This is a genomic window from Campylobacter concisus, assembly GCF_003048675.2.
Classification (GTDB): Bacteria; Campylobacterota; Campylobacteria; order Campylobacterales; family Campylobacteraceae; genus Campylobacter_A; species Campylobacter_A concisus_F.
Window position 1 is genome coordinate 80,584 of the sequence record NZ_CP060707.1, and the last position, 19,270, is coordinate 99,853.

13 protein-coding genes, 6 tRNA genes and 1 pseudogene are annotated in these 19,270 nt (G+C 40.2%); 8 read left to right on the forward strand and 12 right to left on the reverse strand.

Translation table 11 applies throughout. The annotated features are described in order from the left end of the window. Positions 1-128: 128 nt before the first annotated feature. Genes CVT00_RS00425 through CVT00_RS00445 form a run of 5 tightly spaced genes read right to left on the reverse strand, consistent with a single transcriptional unit; the run spans position 129 to position 6,106 of the window. Positions 129-1,862 (reverse strand): ATP-binding protein, encoded by a 1,734-nt coding sequence (locus CVT00_RS00425; RefSeq protein WP_103570541.1) that lies wholly within the window; start codon positions 1,860-1,862, stop codon positions 129-131. Beyond that, positions 1,862-3,529 (reverse strand): fatty acid--CoA ligase, encoded by a 1,668-nt coding sequence (locus CVT00_RS00430; protein ID WP_107915032.1) that lies wholly within the window; start codon positions 3,527-3,529, stop codon positions 1,862-1,864. The genes CVT00_RS00425 and CVT00_RS00430 overlap by 1 nt, the downstream gene beginning before the upstream one ends. Positions 3,530-3,537: 8 nt before the next feature. Further along, positions 3,538-4,791, reverse strand: coding sequence for an OmpP1/FadL family transporter (locus CVT00_RS00435; protein WP_107915034.1), 1,254 nt, complete (start codon positions 4,789-4,791; stop codon positions 3,538-3,540). Beyond that, positions 4,788-5,639 carry a deoxyribonuclease IV gene (nfo, locus tag CVT00_RS00440; RefSeq protein ID WP_103574122.1) on the reverse strand — a complete coding sequence of 284 codons (852 nt, stop codon included), beginning with the start codon at positions 5,637-5,639 and terminating at the stop codon, positions 4,788-4,790. Before nfo ends, CVT00_RS00435 begins: the two co-directional genes overlap by 4 nt. Next, positions 5,636-6,106 (reverse strand): hypothetical protein, encoded by a 471-nt coding sequence (locus CVT00_RS00445; RefSeq protein WP_021086600.1) that lies wholly within the window; start codon positions 6,104-6,106, stop codon positions 5,636-5,638. The genes nfo and CVT00_RS00445 overlap by 4 nt, the downstream gene beginning before the upstream one ends. A gap of 65 nt (positions 6,107-6,171) precedes the next feature. On the opposite strand from CVT00_RS00445, the gene CVT00_RS00450 reads away from it, so the two are divergent. Then, positions 6,172-6,246 (forward strand) — tRNA-Glu (locus tag CVT00_RS00450). A gap of 211 nt (positions 6,247-6,457) precedes the next feature. Here CVT00_RS00450 and CVT00_RS00455 read toward each other — a convergent pair. Together CVT00_RS00455 and CVT00_RS00460 are read right to left on the reverse strand one after the other, a co-directional pair. Further along, complete coding sequence (locus CVT00_RS00455; protein ID WP_107915036.1) at positions 6,458-8,875, reverse strand: bifunctional diguanylate cyclase/phosphodiesterase; 2,418 nt, start codon at positions 8,873-8,875, stop codon at positions 6,458-6,460. Further along, the gene (locus tag CVT00_RS00460) at positions 8,868-9,731 is read right to left on the reverse strand and encodes a cytochrome-c peroxidase (RefSeq protein WP_107915038.1); all 864 of its coding nucleotides are present in this window, start codon (positions 9,729-9,731) and stop codon (positions 8,868-8,870) included. Before CVT00_RS00460 ends, CVT00_RS00455 begins: the two co-directional genes overlap by 8 nt. 147 nt (positions 9,732-9,878) lie before the next feature. On the opposite strand from CVT00_RS00460, the gene CVT00_RS00465 reads away from it, so the two are divergent. The 7 genes from CVT00_RS00465 to CVT00_RS00495 all read left to right on the forward strand — a co-directional run bounded on the left by CVT00_RS00465 (position 9,879) and on the right by CVT00_RS00495 (position 11,593). Beyond that, positions 9,879-10,388 carry a type II secretion system protein gene (locus CVT00_RS00465; protein ID WP_107915040.1) on the forward strand — a complete coding sequence of 170 codons (510 nt, stop codon included), beginning with the start codon at positions 9,879-9,881 and terminating at the stop codon, positions 10,386-10,388. Positions 10,389-10,520: 132 nt separating this feature from the next. Further along, positions 10,521-10,991 carry a type II secretion system protein gene (locus tag CVT00_RS00470; protein WP_107915042.1) on the forward strand — a complete coding sequence of 157 codons (471 nt, stop codon included), beginning with the start codon at positions 10,521-10,523 and terminating at the stop codon, positions 10,989-10,991. Positions 10,992-11,155: 164 nt separating this feature from the next. Continuing rightward, positions 11,156-11,233, forward strand: a tRNA-Pro gene (locus CVT00_RS00475). A 9-nt stretch (positions 11,234-11,242) separates the two neighbouring features. Then, positions 11,243-11,319: transfer RNA gene (locus CVT00_RS00480), tRNA-His, on the forward strand. A gap of 6 nt (positions 11,320-11,325) precedes the next feature. Continuing rightward, a tRNA-Arg gene (locus CVT00_RS00485) sits at positions 11,326-11,402 on the forward strand. A gap of 15 nt (positions 11,403-11,417) precedes the next feature. Continuing rightward, positions 11,418-11,494 (forward strand) — tRNA-Arg (locus CVT00_RS00490). 14 nt (positions 11,495-11,508) lie between these two features. Further along, positions 11,509-11,593, forward strand: a tRNA-Leu gene (locus CVT00_RS00495). A gap of 1,739 nt (positions 11,594-13,332) precedes the next feature. Here the strand turns inward: CVT00_RS00495 and CVT00_RS00500 are convergent. The 5 genes and pseudogenes from CVT00_RS00500 to CVT00_RS10410 form a co-directional block, all read right to left on the reverse strand. Next, on the reverse strand, positions 13,333-15,774 hold the full coding sequence (locus tag CVT00_RS00500; RefSeq protein ID WP_107915044.1) for a molybdopterin-dependent oxidoreductase: 2,442 nt from the start codon (positions 15,772-15,774) through the stop codon (positions 13,333-13,335). Between the two features lie 20 nt (positions 15,775-15,794). Further along, on the reverse strand, positions 15,795-16,364 hold the full coding sequence (locus CVT00_RS00505) for a hypothetical protein (protein WP_107915046.1): 570 nt from the start codon (positions 16,362-16,364) through the stop codon (positions 15,795-15,797). Positions 16,365-16,530: 166 nt separating this feature from the next. Next, positions 16,531-18,132: a flagellar hook-basal body complex protein gene (locus CVT00_RS00510; protein ID WP_103581632.1), complete on the reverse strand. Its 1,602-nt coding sequence runs from the start codon at positions 18,130-18,132 to the stop codon at positions 16,531-16,533. Positions 18,133-18,137: 5 nt separating this feature from the next. Next, complete coding sequence (locus CVT00_RS00515) at positions 18,138-18,845, reverse strand: flagellar basal body rod modification protein (RefSeq protein WP_087581957.1); 708 nt, start codon at positions 18,843-18,845, stop codon at positions 18,138-18,140. Between the two features lie 121 nt (positions 18,846-18,966). Further along, positions 18,967-19,165: pseudogene (locus CVT00_RS10410) on the reverse strand (flagellar hook-length control protein FliK); the annotation flags it as partial. Positions 19,166-19,270 lie beyond the last annotated feature (105 nt).

The following is a 19,270-nucleotide window of genomic DNA, read 5'->3' on the forward strand; positions in this document are numbered from 1 at the left end:
TAAATTTAACTCACGTTTTTCATGTTTTAGTGATAAAACTCGTCTAAATTTTATTGAGTGAAGCAAATTTCTTATAAACGTCAGTGATTTTTGTAGTGCAAAGTCAAATTTATAAAATAAGATAAGGCTTAAGAGCCAAATCCCATCTTTTTATCCTCGCCAAAGCTTGAGTTTAGCTCGCGCTCTATCGTGGTTTTGAAGTCCTCAAAGGTGAAAATCCCATCATCTTTTATCGCCACTTTCAAAGCGGTATTTTTTAGCGCAAGGACGATCTGAGCGCCACTTAGGTTAAACTCAGCCAACCTTTCTACGCTAAAGCCATCTTCAAAGCTCGCATTTTCAGGCAAAATTTTACGCCAAATGGCGAGCCTACCGTTATAATCAGGCTTTTTAAACTCGATCTTATAGTCAAACCTCCTAGAAAACGCCACATCAAGGCTTTGTAAGAAATTTGTCGTTGCGATCAGCACGCCCTCAAAGCGCTCGATCTGCTCTAAAAAGATATTTTGCATTTGATTATGCATCTTTTCAGCCCCACTCGAGCTCTCCACTCTCGTGCTTAAAAACTGATCAGCCTCGTTTAGCAAAAGCACTGGCTCGCTGCCACTTTTTTTGCAAATTTCTTTGTAAGTGTCAAAAATTTTCCTTACATTTTGCTCGCTCTCGCCGACATATTTGCTTAAAATTTTTGAGCAGTCAAAGCTTAGAATTTGCTTCTTTAGGCTCTTTGCAAGCCCAACGGCACTCATCGTCTTACCAGTACCAGGCTCGCCATAAAAGATGATCTTGGCGTCTATATTTTTCCTAGTTTTTATGCCCCAGCTGCTAAGTCTAGCGAGCACTTTTTTATCGACTTGCTTTAGTATCGTGCTTAAAAGCTGCTTTGTCTTTTCGTTTAGCACGACGTCTTCTAGGCTTGTTACTGGCTCAATGAGCTCAAAAATTTCTTGCTCTTTTACTAGGCTTTCGATCTTGATTTTTTTGCTGTTTTTGTCATTTTTTGGGTGCATTATGCTTTGCAAAATTTCTTCGTTTATAAAAAAGCTCTTGCTTACGTTGCCATAAGCGTTTAAAACCTCGTCGTAGTCGATTAGTGCGCCCTCTATGAGCCTTGAGCCGTCCTCTAAAAGTGTGCGATTTTTGATGCGTTCAAGCTCGTCTTTGCTTATTAGCCCAACTAGCGTGTTTAGGTCGCGGCCGTTTTCAAAGTCGCCCGCATACTCCTCTTTTAAAAGGGCTAAAAATATGATCTGCTCTTTTTCATCAAGTGAGTTTTCTTTAAAAATTTGCTCTATTTTTAGGCTGATCTTGCTTAGTTTTACACGCTCATTTATCCGCTTTGTTAGCTCAGAAATTTGCTCGTTTATCCGCTTTTTAGCGTCATTTGAGCCACCTTCAAAGATCGCAGCCTTTGAGTAAAGCTCTATCTTTAAAAACTGATCTTTTAAATACTCCAAATGATCTTCATAAGGCGCAAGCTCTGGTAAATTTATATCAGCGTTGCCATCTTCAAGGATCTTTAAAAATGTGCTAGAGAGTGAAATTTCAGAGTGAAGTAGCGAGAGTAGCCCTTGGTTTGAGCTTTTTTGCGAGTTTTCTGGCATTTTAAAGAGGCTGTAGTTTTGCACTATCCAGCCGCTACCCAGCAAATTTTTTATAAATTTAAGGTATAAAAGCTGCTTTTCATTTTGCGTGCCAAAAACAGCTCCAAGTAGCTCAAAAACGCTCATGCTAGCCGTGCCTTGTACGTAGGCTTTGCTTAGGTATTTTAAAATTTCTCCCTCTTCATCGCCGCATTTTATAAGCTCGTAAATTTTACTTTTTTTGAGGTCTTGGTTTAGAAAATCAAGCAAATACTTCACTAAATTTTATCCTTTATCTGCTCTTTTAGCACGCGTTTTAGCACCTTGCCAGTTGCGTTTCTAGGCAGCTCCTCGGCAAAATAAATGCTTTTTGGAATTTTGAAATTTGCTAAATTTTTCTTTAGATGCTCTCTAACCGTCTTTTCATCAAGATCCATGCCATCTTTTACCTGTATGAAAGCTACGACCTCTTCGTCTGCGTGCACGTCTTTTACGCCGATTACCGCGGTCGCCTCGACTGCTTCGAGCTTATAAATGACCTCTTCGATCTCGCGCGGATAGATGTTTATGCCTTTTGATATGATGAGGTCTTTTTTGCGATCAACGATGTAGATAAAGCCCTCTTCATCGATCTTGCCAAGGTCCCCAGTCTTTAGCCAGCCATTTATGATAGTCTCGTCAGTCACGCTTGGCATGCCGTAGTAGCCCTGCATGACGCAGTCGCCTTTTATGATGATCTCGCCGATCTGGCCGAGTGGAAGCTCCATCATCTCATCATCTACGATCTTAACCTCATAGCCATTTAGCGCAGGACCTACGCTTAAAAGCTTTTGCTTGTCAAATAAATTTGCCGCCACGATCGGAGAGCATTCGCTAAGGCCATATCCCTCAACGAGCGTCGCGCGCGGGAATTTCACTCTAAAGTCATCGATAGTTTGTTTAGCTAGCGGAGCAGCACCACTTACAAATAGCCTTATGCGGTTAAACCATCTAAAATACCAAGGAATTTTTGCCTTGCCAATGGCTGTATAGATGGCTGGGATACCCAAAAATACAGTGACTCGCTTTAGTAAAGCCTGTTTTAGCACGTTTGAGAAAGGGAAAACCGACTTTATAAGCACCATCGAAGCACCTGAAAATATCGGTAAAAGCACCATCGCTGTGAGCGTAAAGCTATGAAACATCGGTAAAAATACGATAAATCTATCGCTTTTTTTAACCTTAAAACGCTCATGAGCGCCGATGACGTTTGAGAAGATATTTTTATAGCTTATCATCGCACCCTTTGGCTTGCCTGTGGTGCCTGAGGTGTAGATGATGTGCATGAGATCGTCTATTTTAGGGTATTTTGTGATGCTTAGGGTGTATTTGTGATTTAGCGCTTCGCTGAAATTTACATTTTTTACAACGCCGTTATTTTCATAGCCCTTACTCATATCCTCTTTTGAAATTTGTGGAGTTGAAGATAGATAGGCACTCTCGCCATACTCCTCATCAACGCTTACATAGTCGTCCTTTGAGGCACTTTGAAGTTTTTTTGGCGTTTGCCCGATCCAGACGATCTTTCTTAAAATTTCAAGCTCACTAAGTGCGATTAGCTCCTTTGCAAGCGAGCTGGAGGCAAAAAGCACCCTCGCACCGCAGTCATTTATGATGTACTCAAATTCTGTCGTCTTTAAAAAGGTGTTCATCGGCACTGCGACCGCGCCGATAGCCGTGATAGCAAGGTATGAGATGATAAACTCTTTCGAATTTGCCACCGCCATAGCCACTTTATCGCCAAAATTTACCCCGCAAAGCTGCAAGTAAGCCGCCACTTTATCGACATTTTGCTTTAGTTCGTGGTATTTTAGCTTCTCTTTTTCATCAAAGATCGCTATCTGGTTTGGACTCTCTTTTGCCACCTTGGTTAAAATTTCATAAAAATTATTATAAGAGTATTGCATTTTTAGCCCTAGAAAGAGTATTTAAATGTCATTGCAGCTATCTGGACGCTACTTGCGTCAAATTCGCCAGACATTGAGCCGGTGCCATTGATAGTACCATTTTTTATACCTGTCGCACGCTTTTTGTCTCGGTGCTGATAGAGATAGCCTAGTCCTAGCTCTAAATTTGGCGTAAATTTATAGTTTGCCCCAAACGAATATGCCTGAGAGGTGGTGTTTGGAAGCTCTAAGCCAGTATGCTCGCTGCTAGTGATATCCTCATCGTATGAAAAGCCAGCCATTAGCCTAAGTTTTTCATTTACGTCGTAAGCAAGACCTATCCTATATGTGTTTGTATCTTTTGCATTTTTAACGACTGGATCGTCCATAAATGCCTTAAAGTATCTACCTAGAATAGGGTGTGAATGAGCTGCCGTCTTATCATCATATTCAAAGTCATAATCTTTAAATTTAGACCAGTATGTCCTCTCGAAAGCTAGCAAAAGGGTAAAATCACTAAATTTATATCCAGTAGCAAGCACTAGCTGTGCAGGTAGAGGGATTTCAACTTTTGTCTTGCCATGATAGCTTATAGGCGCTAGCGGTCCGTTAAAATCAGCATCAGCGCTACCTTTAAGCTCTAAATTTACCTTCGAGCGGTAAGTCACCGCAAAGCTTAGATCCTCGATAGGTCTATATGTAAGAGCGACGTTGTAGCCGTAGTTTATGCCATCGCCTTGTATCTCTCTGTAGCCAAAACGTCCAAAGTCGCTTGCTATCTTGCCTTTGCTATAAACGCCTCTAGCGCCCAGAGCAATGGCAAGTTTGTCATTTATGCGGTAAGCCACGGTTGGATTTAGCTCGACAACTTGTAGTTTGAACCTCTTGCCAGTAAAAGCAGTCTCTGGATCCTCCCACGAGATGCCAACAGCAGCAGGCACAGCAAGGGCTAATCCAAATCTCCAGTTTTCATAAATTTCTGGCGTTACAAAGCTAAATGTGCCAGCTAGTGAGTCAAATTTCTCTGAGCTGTAGCTCTTGCCATCATCGCTTTTAAAGTCGATGGAATTTATATGAAACCAACCAAGCGTGCTTTCAAAATGGTGAAGCCCGTCTAAAAACATCATATTTGCAGGGTTAAAATAAGCCGCATCAGCCCCAAAACTAAAGGCTACGTTGCTAGCAGCAAGCCCCAAAGAATCAGCACTTTGCTCAGTGACCTTATAACCCCCAGCATTTAATAAAGAACACGTCGCAACAATGCTTAAAAGCACTCTTTTCATAGCTTTTCCTTTTCTAGGTTTCTTAAAATTTTGATCTCATCTTCCCAAATGCTCTCGTCAATCGTCTCTAAAATCAAGGGAATTTCGCCTATTTTATCATCATTTATTATATTTTCAAAAGCGCCAAGCCCAAGCTCACCCTTGCCAAGGCTCTCGTGCCTATCTTTTTTTGAGCCAAGCCCAAATTTAGCGTCATTTAGGTGCATGCCAGATAGAAATTTATAGCCGATGATCGCGTCAAATTCGCCCATCGTCTTAGCGTAAGCCTCTTTGCTTCTTAGATCGTATCCAGCGGCAAATGCGTGGCAAGTATCGATGCAAACGCCAACTCTGCTCTCATCATCAACTCGCTCGATCAAATACGCCAGCTGCGCAAAGTCAAAGCCTAAATTTGAGCCTTGTGCGGCTGTGTTTTCGATGACAAGCTTTACGCCACTTGTTCGTTTTAGCGCTTCATTTATGCAACTAGCGATGTTATCTAGGCACTCATTTTGGCTTATTTGCTTTAGGTGCGAGCCTGGGTGGAAATTTAAAAGCTTTAGTCCAAGCTGGCTAGCTCGCTCTATCTCATCGATAAAGGCTTCAAGGGATTTAGCTCTTGCCTCTTTTTCTGGATGGCCTAAATTTATGAGGTAGCTTGCGTGTGGCAAGACGTGATCAGCGCTTATGCCAGAGGCCTTTAAATTTGCTTTAAACTGCTCTATCTCGCCCTCGCTTAGCTCTTTTGCGCTCCATTGACGCTGGTTTTTTGTAAAAAGCGCAAAGGCATTTGCTCCTATTTTTGCAGCATTTAGCGGCGCGTTAAATACGCCTCCAGCCGCACTTACGTGAGCTCCTATGTATCTCATTTTAACTCTTTTATTATCACTTTTATTTTATTTTTGCTGTCGATAAATTTGACGTAGTTATCGCAAACTTCGTATTTTATAAAATAAGAACTTAGATCTTGTCTAAAGCCGCACTCTGTGGTGCTTAGACCTTTGCCGTCATAAATTTTTTGCCTTTGCAAAATCTCTTCAAAAAGGCTCTCATAATGCGGCGCTAGAAAAAATTTCTCGTTAAATTCAGTCTTTTTAAAACAAGCGCTATTTACGCAAATTTTGTCCTTTATGTTGATATTTGCCGTATTTACGCCAGAGCTATAAATTTGCAAATTTAGATCATTTTTATAAATGTGAAAAAATCCAACATCATTTATCTTTATCATCGGAGAAAATAAAGTGACCTGAAAAGCTTGCGAGCTTTGCGGTGTTTTAGTCGCAACACAGCCTGAAAAAATGAGAGCAGATAATACAACAAGTGAAAATTTCTTCAACGATTTGTCCTTTTATGTAAATTTAAGTTAAAAAGTAATATAATCCCAACTTCATAACCGACCGTGGCCCATTCGTCTAGCGGTTAGGACATCGCCCTTTCACGGCGGTAACACGAGTTCGAGTCTCGTATGGGTCACCACTTCTAAAAGACAAAATCTTATCCACATAAGCTTTAAAATCTAGTTAATCCAAATTTCAAGCCTTTTAAAAATAAATTCTTAAATTTTCGTTTTGTAAAAAGAGATCAAATTTCACGTCTAGCAAAATTTAAAAAAGAGGTTTCACGCGAGTATAAAAGCAAAAAGCAGTTAAATTTAGCCCTTTAAAAGGCTCTAAATTAACTGCAAAATTTACATCTGATGTGGCTTGCCTAGTAAAAATCCCTGCGCATACGAAATTCCAAATTTCTTTATATATTCTAAAATTTCTTCGTTGCTCACAAACTCAGCCACTATCTTATAGCCTTGTCTTCTAGCAAAGCTCACGATAGTCTCAACCAAAACCCTTGCGTTTTCATCGGTTGGTAGCTTTTTGATGATCGAGCCATCTATCTTGATGTTATCGATATCAAGCTCTAAAATTCGGTAGTAGTTAGAGTAGCCAGAGCCAAAGTCGTCGATTGAGATTTTACATCCATATTTCTTAGCTCTTTTTATAAATTCATTTGCCATGCCGTAGTCGCTAAGCTCTTCGCTCTCTAGCATCTCAAAGCAAACTCTACTTGGATCTGGGCAGTTCTCTAGCTTTTCATCTAAAATTTCTCTAACACCAGGATCTGTTAGATCCGAGCTTGAGAGGTTGATAGAAAATGTATAGTCTGGATATTTTTTCACTAGATCAAAGGCTAGGGCGATCACTTTTTTTGTTATCTGAAGATAAAGTTGCGTTTTCATAGCGATCTCTAAAAATTCGCCTGGGTAGCGGATCTTGCCGTTTTGATCGACTATGCGCACCAAAACTTCGTAGTATTTTGCCTCTGTCTCATTTTCATGCACGTTAAAAATTCCCTGACACTCGACTATCACCTTGTCGTTTTCTAGAGCATACTCGATTAGTTCGGTTATGAGTTGGTTTTTATAGTATCTCATCTCGATCGCGTCGTTTTCTAGGTAGTAGTAGATCTCGTTGCCGCTATCGCTTGCTTGTTGATTGGCTAGGATCGACTGCATTAGGCGGTTTGTTTGCGGTGTGTCATTTGATAAAGATACGCCAAGAGTTATCTTGATGCCAGGCAGGTTTTCAAATTTACCATCTATCTCGATATTCATCCTGCTAAAGTTAAAATACTCTTTTATAAAGCCGATATCTCTAACGATGTCATCGCCTTGATACCAGATGTAAAACGCATCATCTTGAAATCTAAATAGCTCAGCATTTATAGAGTAGGTATCAACGCAAAGTTTTAGCGTATTTGCCACCGCTTTTAGCATGGCTTCGATGACCTTGTTTTGGTAGAAAAATCTTAGCATCTTATAGTTTTTGATGCTTATGCTGATCAAAATTCCATCTTTTTTCGCTTCTATCATCTCGGTCAAAGCGAAGTAGTTGCCAAAGCCAGTTAGCTTGTCGATTGAGGATTGAATTTTTATCTGCTCATTTTTTTGAGTTAGCTCTTTAAGCATGCTAAGCTCTTTTGTCCTATCAAGCTTTATAGCCATGTATCCTTCTAGCTTGCCCTCAAAGAAAAATGGCGCAAAACGCACCTTTTCATAGAGCAGTTTGCCGCTTTTTGTTCTGCTTATCAGCTCGTCGCTTTCCCAAGAAGTATGCTTATTTATGGCATTTCTTATTTCAGCATAAAAGCTCTCTGGGTGCATATTTGATTTTAAAATTTTAGGGCTTTTGCCGACAACATCTTTTAGTTTATAGCCAGTTTTTGACTCAAAGGTTTTATTCGCATATAAAATTTTATTGTCATTGTCGCAAAAGACTATCGAGCTGTGTCCTGCATCCACTGTCGTTTTTAGTAGTTTTATCTGCTTTAGCTGTTTAGTTAGTACCCTTGCTTGATAAAAAGTTAAAGCGCAAAATAACACAAAACTGATAAAACAAAGCACTTGCATTATTACTATATTTCGTATCATTATTTTGTAAGAGGCTAGGGTATCATCTCTAAATTTTCTTAGTGTTTCTCCAAGTTTTAGATCAACAGAGTCTTGAGCTACGGCACTTAGGTTTTTTGCAAATTCAAGCGCATAAGTTGCCTTGTTTAGCACCAAGATCGCTTTTGTGTCGTTTTTGTAAGTATCTTTATACTTTTCTATCTGCTCTTTTGTTTGATTTAGCGTTTCGGGGCTGATTAGGGCTGAGCTTTTTATCGCGTGAAATATCACATTAAGCGCATCTAGCTTCTTCTCTGATGCTATTTCAAACTCACCTGATAAGATATAAGCAGCCATTGACGAGCTAGCGTAGTTTGACCTATCTACAAGCCTTTGTTTTTTTAAAAAGTCGTCGTTTATGACCTTTAAAGTTTTGGCATTTTTCTCTTGGTAAAAGACCTGTATGATCGCGTTTAGCTCATCAAGCTTGGTTAAATTTTGATCAAAACTTCTTAAATTTTTATTTACATCGTCGTAGTTTAAGCGAAGTACGTTGTTCTCTAGGGTGAAGCTTAGCTCATTATCTAGTAAGATAAGACTTAAGATCGTATCGTTAAATTTACTAACAGCAGTAACTGCTTTATTTGCCATGTAGATATAGGTTGAGCTAAAGAAAAAGATGATTGCTAGGACGATTAAGATGATATTTGCTTGTCTTTTATTCATTTAGTATCCTAGGTCTGCGTCCATTTAGTGTTAGCAAAAATTTATAAATTTGCCCTAACTCTTCGCTATTTAGTGTATGGATTAGTTGATGATAGCTCACAAAGCCTATGACTTCTTTTAGATCGCTCATTTCGCCACTACTTAGATATGGAGCTGTTCTTGCTACATTTCTAAGCGAAGGCACACGCATAAGGCGTCTGCTCTCACCTGCATCTTTTAAGCCCACGTTTTGCATCAAATTTCCACCTAAATTTCTACCATTGTGGCATGCCACACAGCCTACTTTATTAAAGAGCTCAAAGCCTTTTTTTGCCTCAGCGTTTATGGAGTCGTCATTGCCAGCTAGATACTCATCAAATGGCGAATCTATGCTTAAAATAGCCTTTTCAAATTCTGCCAAAGCACCTACTATATTTTCATAGTTTATGCCATCACTATATGCATCATTAAATAAAATCCCATACTCGCCTATGCTTTTTACCTTTTTTACTATCTCATCTTTGTTTGAATTTAGCTCATTTCTAGAATTTATCGACTCTTTTACCTGATCTTTTAAGCTTCTTACCCTGCCATCAGTAAAAAATAGAAAATTTAAAGCCGAATTTAGCACGCTAGGTGGGTTTATAACGCCTTTTTGGCTGGTGTAAGATGAGTTTGTGCCACTTAAATTCCAGTATAAGTTGTGGCAAGTTTCGCATGAGTAGTTTTCAGTGGTGCTTAGCCTTTTGTCAAAAAAGAGCTTCTTACCGATGTAGGCTTGTTTTTCGTTATATTTTGATGAAAGCACTGGCTCAAATGATGAATTTGCGCTCAAAATGCAAAAAGATACTACCATCCAAAATAAAACTTTTTTCATAAAATCTCCATATTCTTGAGCGTCATTATAGCGGAATTCTTTTTCATAACTACCAAATCGGCTAAATTGTAAAAAATTTAGTTTTTATTTGTCTTTTGAAAAAAATGTTGTATAATCCGCCAAATTTTTAATTTCAAGGAGGAAACCATGAAAAAAGGTTTTACAATGATCGAGTTGATCTTCGTGATCGTGATTTTAGGCATATTAGCCGCAGTCGCTATACCAAGACTAGCTGCAACAAGGGATGATGCAGAGGTAACTAAGGCCGCTACAAACTTATCTACTTTATTGGGTGATGTTGGTGCTTATTATACTTCTCAAGGTAAATTTGCTACTAACTTATCAGAAATGACAAATGTATCATTAGATCCCGCAACTGGCAAGGTTGGTCAATTACTAGCAGCTGGCAAAAAATGTATAAAAGTTACACTAACTGACTTTGATACTACAACAAAAAAACCAGCATACATAAAAGTAGAAAAAGGTGATGATGCTTCTCCCGCAGCTGGTACAACTAATATTTGCTCTAAAATTGTAGCAAACACCGGTGTAGATAAATTGCTTAAAAACAAATTTAAATTCATAAATGCTAGCGGAGCCGAAACAGACAGTAGCGAAGGCGAATACCCAGTTAGTGGTCTTAGCGTAGCGTTCTAATACTTCTAAACTCAAATTTTTGGCAAGGAGAAATTCCTTGCCACTCTTTCTTTAACTTAATTTTAAAATTTATCTTTCATTTATAAAAATTCTAGCTATAATCTCCCAACTTCAAATTTCAAGGATGAAGTGATGAAAAAAGCTTTTACTATGATAGAGCTCATCTTTGTAATAGTTGTTATTGGTGTATTAGCAGCTATTGCTATCCCAAGGATCAGCGCTACAAGAGATGATGCGGTCTTAGTAAAGACTATGGCGGAGATTAGAACCGCTATCGAAGAGATAAATGCCTACTATATATCACAAGGCAAACTAGCCCTTGATACTGCGAACAATAAAGTTAAATTTAAAGAGATGACAAATGCTGGGATTGTGGATAGCTCTGGCGATCTTGGCTTTTTTGCTAAAAATGAAAAGTGCATTTCATTAAAATTCTTTGCTGCAGACCAAAGCTGCTTGGGGGTAGATATCAGCGAGCAAGGCCTATGTAAAAAGCTTTGGGAAGCTCCAGAATTTAAGCGTTTTAGTCAAAGCATGATAAAGCCAGCACAAGGAGCATTACCAGCTCATATCAGCTTTAGCGCTGTTCGCATCGTTTTTTAGCAAGATTTTTTATCAAAAGCTTAAAGTCTGAAATTTACACTTAATTCTTGAAAATTTATAAAAATAAAGTCCAAAACTAATTTTTTCTTGACAACAATAACATTTTTAGATAGAATGCGACTTTTTAATGAGGTAGTGGCATAAACTTACAAACACGACTCAGGCGGGGTGTAGCGCAGTCTGGTTAGCGCATCTGGTTTGGGACCAGAGGGCCGAAGGTTCGAATCCTTTCACCCCGACCATGTTAAATGGTGAGTGTAGCTCAGTCGGTTAGAGCATCAGATTGTGGTCCTGAGGGTCGTGGGTTCGATTCCCATCACTCACCCCATTTTGGGCGCTCGTAGCTCAATTGGATAGAGCGACAGACTTCGGATCTGTAGGTTATGGGTTCGACTCCTATCGGGCGCGCCACTTAAAAGACTTTATGCGCTCATAGCTCAGCTGGATAGAGCAACGGCCTTCTAAGCCGTAGGCCTCAGGTTCGAATCCTGATGGGCGTACCACTTATTATTGTTGTGCGGATGTGGTGAAATTGGCAGACACGCCAGACTTAGGATCTGGTGCCCCACGGCGTGGAGGTTCAAGTCCTCTCATCCGCACCATCTTTTTAAATCTTTTTAAAATCCCCAAAAAACTCAATTTTCATTTGAATTTATCAAATTTACTTATTCAAAATTTAGTAGAAATTTTCACTTATCAAACGATCTACATTAAATTTATAAAATTTATAGATCAAATTCTTGCGCCATTAGAAACAAAGAGACAATAAAAACCTAGGGCAAGTGCGTTAGTGTCGAGGCTGCCGTTTTTAGTAACACTTAAAGGCGTGCGCTGTTGGGCTTGATGAGATATTTTGAGCCATTTTTGATGAGTTTGATAACATACTTTTGACTTAAACAAGATCGATCGGCGTGGGCAGAAAGATTGTTTGGTTGCAGATGAGGCGCTATTGCTAAATTTGAGCGCAAATTTTAAAAATCTAGGGGTTAAATTTAGTCGTTTTGGGTTTAAATTTAAAAACTTTAAGGCTGTGATTACAATAGAGGCAGTCAATTTGAACTATTAGACAAACATATTCTTGTGCGGTTTGTAGCAATTAGTCGTAAAGTCTAAAAACATAAAATTTCAGGGCTAAATCTAGTTTTTTAGGTTTAAATTTAAAAATTTGGAAGCTGTGATTTCAAATAATAAAATGAAAGGTGGGCGGTAAAATTATCGGGTAAAGATGGCTTTTGTAGGTTGCATGAAGGCAAGGTTTATCAGTGTAGCGAATTGGTTACGGTTGATATGCCCACTAAATTTAACTACAAAACCAAATGAGATAGAAATTTATGGCTAAATTTATCTGCTATGGCTTAATTTTTGAAGCTACGATATTTAAAAAAGAGATCAAATTTACAACGAAAGCGCTAAATTTGAGCTACCAGAAAAGATGCGTTTTTATAGTTTATGTCCTTGCGATGTCCTAATGGCACGTGATAATAGGGGCGAATAATTACGGAGTTGTTAAATTTGACTATAAATAGAAATTTACGCCTAAATTTAAACATTTCTGGAGCCAAATTTAAAAAGATAAAACAGGGTAAAATTTACAAAAAGAAGTAATAAATTTGAACTACTAGAAAATGCTGATATTATGTGCGGGGGCATTGCTTGTGGCTATCGACAACGCAGTTGGTTATAGTTGATGTATTCTCATCAAAATTTTTAATAACATAGAATTTACGACCAAATTTAACTATCTCAGGAGCCAAATTCTACTAGTAAATTTGTATCTTGAGCTAAATTTAAAGAGTAAAAACAGAGTTAATTATAAATTTGGGCTGTTAGAAAAATGGTTGCCTTGAGCTGGTGGCAGTGTTTTGATAACTAGCGACAATGGAGCTAGCTATGATTGCTCTGCTCTCATTAAATTTGACTACAAAATTTAGCATTATGAAAATTTACGACGAAATTTAGTCGCTTCATACATAAATCTAAATTTTACTAGCAAATTTTTAGCCAAATTTACACTTGCTTCAAAATTTACTCAGCAATCAGCTTGATCTAAAAGCGCCTTTAGATAGCAGTTTGCCTTTTTAAAGATATAGAAATTTCTTTGCTTCGTAGCTTTTAACTAGGCGATAAAGTGTGCCTAAAATTACGAAAATGTAAATTTAGTAGTGATCGTTTTTGGTTTCATAGATAAATTCTAGCGCCAGTTTTTTCAATAAGTGATATTTAGCGCCTTAGAGCAGGTTGATTGACTAACTATGGATCAAATTTAAGTCACAAGATGATTTTGATTAAAAGTGGCAAATGATCAAATTTAGCCCCCAAGCGAGGGCTAAATTTATAAATTCTACAAAGATTGTAAAATTTTTGGTTTAGAAAACGCAGTGATCGGCTTGATCTCGCCTTTATATTTTTCTAAATTTACAAGGATCGTGTGTCCGCAGTTGCTTTGAGCGATGCTAGATGTGCCCTTGTCGCGAGTTAGGACATTGACGCAGCCGTGTTTGCAAAGGCTCTTTTCGCCTAGCACTTCAGGGTCGTACCATGCACCCTCGCAGATGGCGATGACGTGCTCTGGGATGATGTCAGTGACAAGCGCGCCGACTAAAATTTCGCCCCTGTCGTTAAATACTCTCACCACGTCGCCAGTTGCTATGCCTTTTGCTTTGGCGTCATTTACGTTTATGAGCATTGGCTCTCTAGCGCTCACCTCAGCGTAGTTTCTGATTATTGAGTTATTTAGCTGTGAGTGGAGGCGGTATCTTGAGTGTGGGGTTGTGACGCTAAATGGATACTTTTTGGCTTTTTCGCTGCCAAGCCACTCAAACGGCTCGATCCAAGCAACGTGCGGCGCAAAGTCTTTGTAGCCAAATTTAGCGATAGTTGGAGAGTAGAGCTCTATCTTGCCAGATGGCGTGCCTAGGCGGTTTTTGTGAGGATTTTCTCTAAAAGCGCTAAGCCTTGTGTAGTATCTGCTAGCTTCGTCATCTTGCTCAAATCTAACATATCCCTCTTTCCAAAACTCATCAAAGCTTGGCATCTTGACATTTATGCCTTTAGCTTGCTCGGCTGCGTCTGCGTAAAATTCTTTCGCCCAGCCAAGCTCATCTTTGCCCTCTGTAAAGACCTCTTCTCTGCCCCAGCGTTTGCAGATTTGTGAGCAGATCCAGTAATCGCTCCTGCTCTCGCCCATAGGCTCTACGACAGGCTTGTAAGCTACGATGTATTCGTTTGTAGGCACGCTTTGGTTGATGTCATTTCTTTCTACTTCAAGGGCTACTGGCAAGACGATGTCGCTTAGTTTTGCTGTGCTTGTCCAAAATGGCTCAGCGGTTATTACGGTGTCAAATTTACGCCACGCTTTTACGGCGTTATTTACATCCTGATGTCTTGTAAACATCGATCCAGACGCCATGTAAGCCACTCTCATGTGTGGTAGCTTGATCTTTGAGCCGTCATAGTCTATCTCTTTGCCAGGGTTTTGCAGCGCCTCGATAGACCTTGAAGATGGGATGGTGACGTTTTTAAATTTCTTCCAAGGAGCGCCATCAACGTTTTCGTATTTTTCGCTGATCCTAGTGCTGATACCTTTTAGCGCAGGTGCGATCTTGTCGGTGCTGCCGTTTGCGTAGCAGTGGTTAAACTCAAAGCCAAGCCCCTCTTTGCCTATCTGACCTAGCATCGCACTAAGCGTTACGATCGCCCAAAATGCCATTTCGCCGTGGTCTTGCCTTTGCAGTGCTCTACCAGCTACGATAGTGCTTGGCTCTTTGGCGAGTTTAGTTGCTAGAGCCGCGATATCTTCGGCTTTTACGCCACAAATTTTGCTAGCCCAGTTGATATCTTTGACCACCTTGTCGGTTGTGCCAAGGAAGTAGTCTTTAAATTTATTAAAGCCGACTGTGTATTTTTTGATAAATTCCTCATCATAAAGCTTGTTTTCATATAGGTAGTGGCACATGCCGATCATCATCGCTACGTCGGTATTTGGGCGAACGATGATGGTTTCAGACTCAAGGTATCTTGCGGTGTCGTTTTTAAAGACGCAAACGCTATAAGTTTTGATGCCTGCCTCTTTTATCTTTTTGATACCAAGATAGCCATCATGTGTTGGTGGCTGCCATGAAATTTGACCAGTTACAAGTGGGTCAGTGCCCCAAAATACAACGTTTTTAGCGTTTTTAACGATGGCCTCCCACTTTGTCGGAGAGTCATAAACTGCGCTGCTACCTAGGACGTGAGGCATGATGACAAGGCCAGCACCTGTTGAGTAGTCGCCACTCTCTTCGACATATCCGCCAAGGACTTTTAGCATCCTGTGGGCCACTGTCCTGCCCCAGCTGATCTTACCGCTACCACCCCACCAGTAGCACTCGCCGTAGACGCTCTCTGGGCCATATTTATCAAAATTTTCTTTTAGAGCCTTGGCTGCTAGATCAAGGGCTGTCTCCCAGCTAACACGCACAAATTCCTCTTTGCCACGAAGCTCGCTCTTTGCTGCGCCCTTTGCCTTTAGGTAGCTCTTTCTCACGTATGGATAGAGCACGCGGCTTTCGTTTTGGATGAGGTCTGGCAAGCTGTTGTTCATGGTATTTGGGAATTTATCGCCCTCAAATGGATCAACAGAGACGATTTGGTTTGAGTTGGTATTTGCCCAAAATAGCCCAAATCTATTTGCGCCAAAGGTTTTGTTTTGGTCAAAAATGGTCTTAGTCACGCCCTCTATCTTGTTTGCCTGCGCTGCTGTGGCAGCAAGTGCAGAAAATTTTATAAAATCTCGTCTTTTCATATTTTCTCCCTTATGAAAATTTATTTTACTTTTTTGGCATTGTGTTGTAGGTATTTAAGCACTAAATTTAGGTCAGTTTCATCAAGTGCGACAAATTTAGCATCGACCATACCAGATAAATTTGCTGGCCACTGAGCGGCTGTGAAGCTGTTTGGTTCATGTAGCCTGTGACATGCTGAGCAGGTCTCTTCGTAAATTTTCTTTGCCTTTGCGTAAAGCTCTTTTTGGTTGCCACCAAGCGCGTCATTTGGCACTTCATAAATGCCATTAGCTTGATACCAAACCTCGCCGTAGTCATCTTCAAGATCTTTTACTTTTTTGAAATTTGCCTCGCTCTCGTTATCAAAAGCTACAAAAACTTCAGGATCTTCTACGCTTCTTTGAAGCTGAGCTAAGTAGTTTGCCGACACTACACCACTAACCTTGATCTTACTCGTTTTATCGCCTTTTTCGACGACTTCAACTGGCGTTAAAACCTCGATCTTACCGATCATCTTGCCATCAAGTGTAATGTTTGCGTCTTTTGCGATCACATCAGCACCAAAGGCAAGACTACATACTAGCACTGGGGCTAAAAATAGCATTTTCATTTGACAATCCTTAAAAAAAGAAATTAAATGAATTTTATAACCAGCATGCTTAAAATTATATTGCTATATTTAGAGAAAAGTAAGTATTTTAGGGGATTTGAAAGGTTTAAAGTAAATTTAAAGTTATAAAAATAGGGCGATTGCTCGCCCAAATTTAATTTAAGGATTATTTCTTCATCTGGATCGCAGTTTGTATCATTTCATCACTTGTTGTGATGCTTTTTGCGCTCGCTTCGTAGGCCTTTTGTGTGACGATCACCTCACTTAGTGCTTGACCAAGATCGACGTTGCTCATCTCAAGCTTGTTTGCTAAAATTTGCGCCCCATAAACGGTTTCGCCAGCTTTGTTTTTGTAAAAAAATGGCTCGCCAGAGTTAGCGGTGGCTTCATAGAGATTGTCGCCAACTTTTGCCACGCCTTGGTCGTTTATAAAGTGATAAAGCGCCACTTTTGCCACAGGAAATGCTCGAGTGTTGTCGAAATTTGCCATGATGTTGCCACGATCATCGACGCTATATTTTGATAAAAGCCCCTCAGCGTAGCCATCTCTTTTTATGTTGAAATCTTTTCTAGCGTTTGCTGAGCTTGTCATACCGTTATAAACGTCCGCATCGCCGTCGCCCTCGAAGTTTAAATTTACGCCACCAACGCTCGTTAGTGTATTTGCCACAAGCCTGCCACTGCCATTAAATGTAAGTGAGCCCATCGCCGTATTTTGCACGGCTCCGCTAGCGTCAGTTATCGTTGCCACCGCGTCCCAGATAGTCTGGTCGCCAGTTTGTGGGATCTGCTTGGTTAAATTTATAGTGACCAAACTTTTTGTGCCGTCTGCGTTGTAGATATCAGAGGTTAGTTTCTCTTTGTTTGGCACTTCAACGAGCGAGGTGACTTCAGCATTTACCTCTAAATTTGCAAAATCCATAAATTTAAGGCTCTTGTCGTTTATCTGCCAAGTGCCGTCACCCTCAAGTGTGGTTGAAAACTCGCTAAATTTACCATCGCCGTCTTTTACTTTTACGACCACGCTGTCACCAGCTTTTGCGCCAAGTGATGTGGTGCTTAGCGGGATCTGTCCGTTTAGTGAGATCGTCTTGTTTGTATTATCAAGCGTGTAGGCGTATTCGCTAGCCTCAAGGGCTGTCGTTTTTTTATCTGTTATGCGGCTTGAGTTTAGGTTGCCTTTTAAGCTGATATTTGTAGTAGCCTCAGCTGGCATAAATAAAAAATGAGGCAGGGTTATACCCTTTTGCGAGCCAGGATCGCCCAGATTTAGTTCCTCTTGCGAGACCGTGTAAGCTTGTGGGGCGCTTGAGGTTTGACCATATTTTTTAAGAGCGCTCGCACTTGGCGTGGTTGGAGTGAAATTTGCAAGCGTGCCAAGGAGTAAATTTCCCCTAGTATCTACTAAATTTCCAGCCGCATCTATGTCAAAAGTACCTGTTCTTGTGTAGTAGTTTTTGCCTGTTTTATCGACAACGCCAAAGAAGCCATCTCCGCCTATAGCAAGGTCAAAGTTGTTATCAGTGCTTTGAAAGCTACCATTTGACATGTCAAGCGCAGTCGTTTGCTTGGTAGCTCCAAGTCCCACTTGATCGCTAGTTGGGCCACTGCCAGCTGAGACTAGATTTTGGTTTATTAAATTTTTAAACTCAGGGATTGAAGCTTTGAAACCGACATTGTTTATGTTTGAGATGTTGTTTGACCAAACATCCATGCCAAAGCTTTGCGTCTTGATGCCGCTAACCCCGTTGTAAAAACCTCTCATCATGGCTTTTAGCCCTCGTAATATTCAGATACTTTATCCATAGAAACGTATTCGCCAGCTACTTTCATCATAGCCTTGCCATCTACAAATTTCACCGCCTCGACTGGGTAGTTGCCTATTTGCGTTTTATACTCTTTGCCATCTTTGCCAGTGTAAGTTGCCGAAATGGTATATGAGCCATTTGGCACTTGGTTGCCAGACGCGTCTTTGCCGTCCCAAGCTAGGTTATGAACGCCTGCATTTGTCTCGTTTAGATCAGTTGTTCTTACGACTTGACCATTTGCATTTTTGACCTCGATTTTGCCATTTGCAAGATCTGTCTTAAAGTAAAGCGCAAATTTTGCATCTTTTTTCTCATCTGTTAGTGTGACTGCATTTGAGCCAGTCGAGACCATCTTGCCAAGGGCTGATATGGCGTAGGCGTTTGCGTTTGACTTTAGCTGACTTACTAGCTCTTTCATCGCTTTGTTTGTATTTTCTTGCATTTCGACTGATGCTAGTTGGCTAGTTTGCGTTAGCATCTTTTCAGTATCCATAGGGCTTGTTGGGTCTTGGTACTGAAGCTCTGTCAAAAGTAGCTTCATAAATGCATCTTTGTCTAGCTGTCCATTTGGATTAGTTCCTGTGCTAGCTGCAGCGTCTTGTCTTGCTTTTGCCTTTTTCTCGGCGTTTTTTTGCTGCGTTGTTTGTGTAGTTATATCTGAAACTGAAGCCATAATCTCTCCTAAATATATCTTGGTATTACTAGCTCAAGCAAGCTTTGTTCCGCTTGGCCGTTTTCGCTCTCATCGCTTTGATTTGAGCTATATTTGTTCTTTGCTTGTTCTCTTTTTTCTTGTCTTTGGTTTTGGTCTGAGAAATTCATCTCAAGCTCGGTAAATCCCATATTTACAAGGCTGTTTTTAAACTCAGCTTGGTTTTGTAAAAAGAGGTTCATCGTAGCTGTGGTCGAGCTAAAATTTACATGCAAGTTATTGCCGCGATTTACCATCGTGATCTCAACCTCGCCTAAATTTAGCGGATTAAGCGTGATGTTAAAGCGAGTGATCGGCGCTTTGTAGTTTTGCACCTGCTCTTTTAGCGTAGAAGAGAAGTTGCTAAGCGTCTCTTTTATCTCCGCCTTTGTTTGAAGCTGGTGTTT

Coding starts and splice junctions, on each gene's coding strand:
- CVT00_RS00430 (WP_107915032.1), bottom strand. CDS start 3,529: ATGCAATACTCTTATAATAATTTTTATGAAATTTTAACCAAGGTGGCA.
- CVT00_RS00435 (WP_107915034.1), bottom strand. CDS start 4,791: ATGAAAAGAGTGCTTTTAAGCATTGTTGCGACGTGTTCTTTATTAAAT.
- nfo (WP_103574122.1), bottom strand. CDS start 5,639: ATGAGATACATAGGAGCTCACGTAAGTGCGGCTGGAGGCGTATTTAAC.
- CVT00_RS00455 (WP_107915036.1), bottom strand. CDS start 8,875: ATGAATAAAAGACAAGCAAATATCATCTTAATCGTCCTAGCAATCATC.
- CVT00_RS00460 (WP_107915038.1), bottom strand. CDS start 9,731: ATGAAAAAAGTTTTATTTTGGATGGTAGTATCTTTTTGCATTTTGAGC.
- CVT00_RS00465 (WP_107915040.1), top strand. CDS start 9,879: ATGAAAAAAGGTTTTACAATGATCGAGTTGATCTTCGTGATCGTGATT.
- CVT00_RS00470 (WP_107915042.1), top strand. CDS start 10,521: ATGAAAAAAGCTTTTACTATGATAGAGCTCATCTTTGTAATAGTTGTT.
- CVT00_RS00500 (WP_107915044.1), bottom strand. CDS start 15,774: ATGAAAAGACGAGATTTTATAAAATTTTCTGCACTTGCTGCCACAGCA.
- CVT00_RS00505 (WP_107915046.1), bottom strand. CDS start 16,364: ATGAAAATGCTATTTTTAGCCCCAGTGCTAGTATGTAGTCTTGCCTTT.
- CVT00_RS00510 (WP_103581632.1), bottom strand. CDS start 18,132: ATGATGAGAGGTTTTTACAACGGGGTTAGCGGCATCAAGACGCAAAGC.
- CVT00_RS00515 (WP_087581957.1), bottom strand. CDS start 18,845: ATGGCTTCAGTTTCAGATATAACTACACAAACAACGCAGCAAAAAAAC.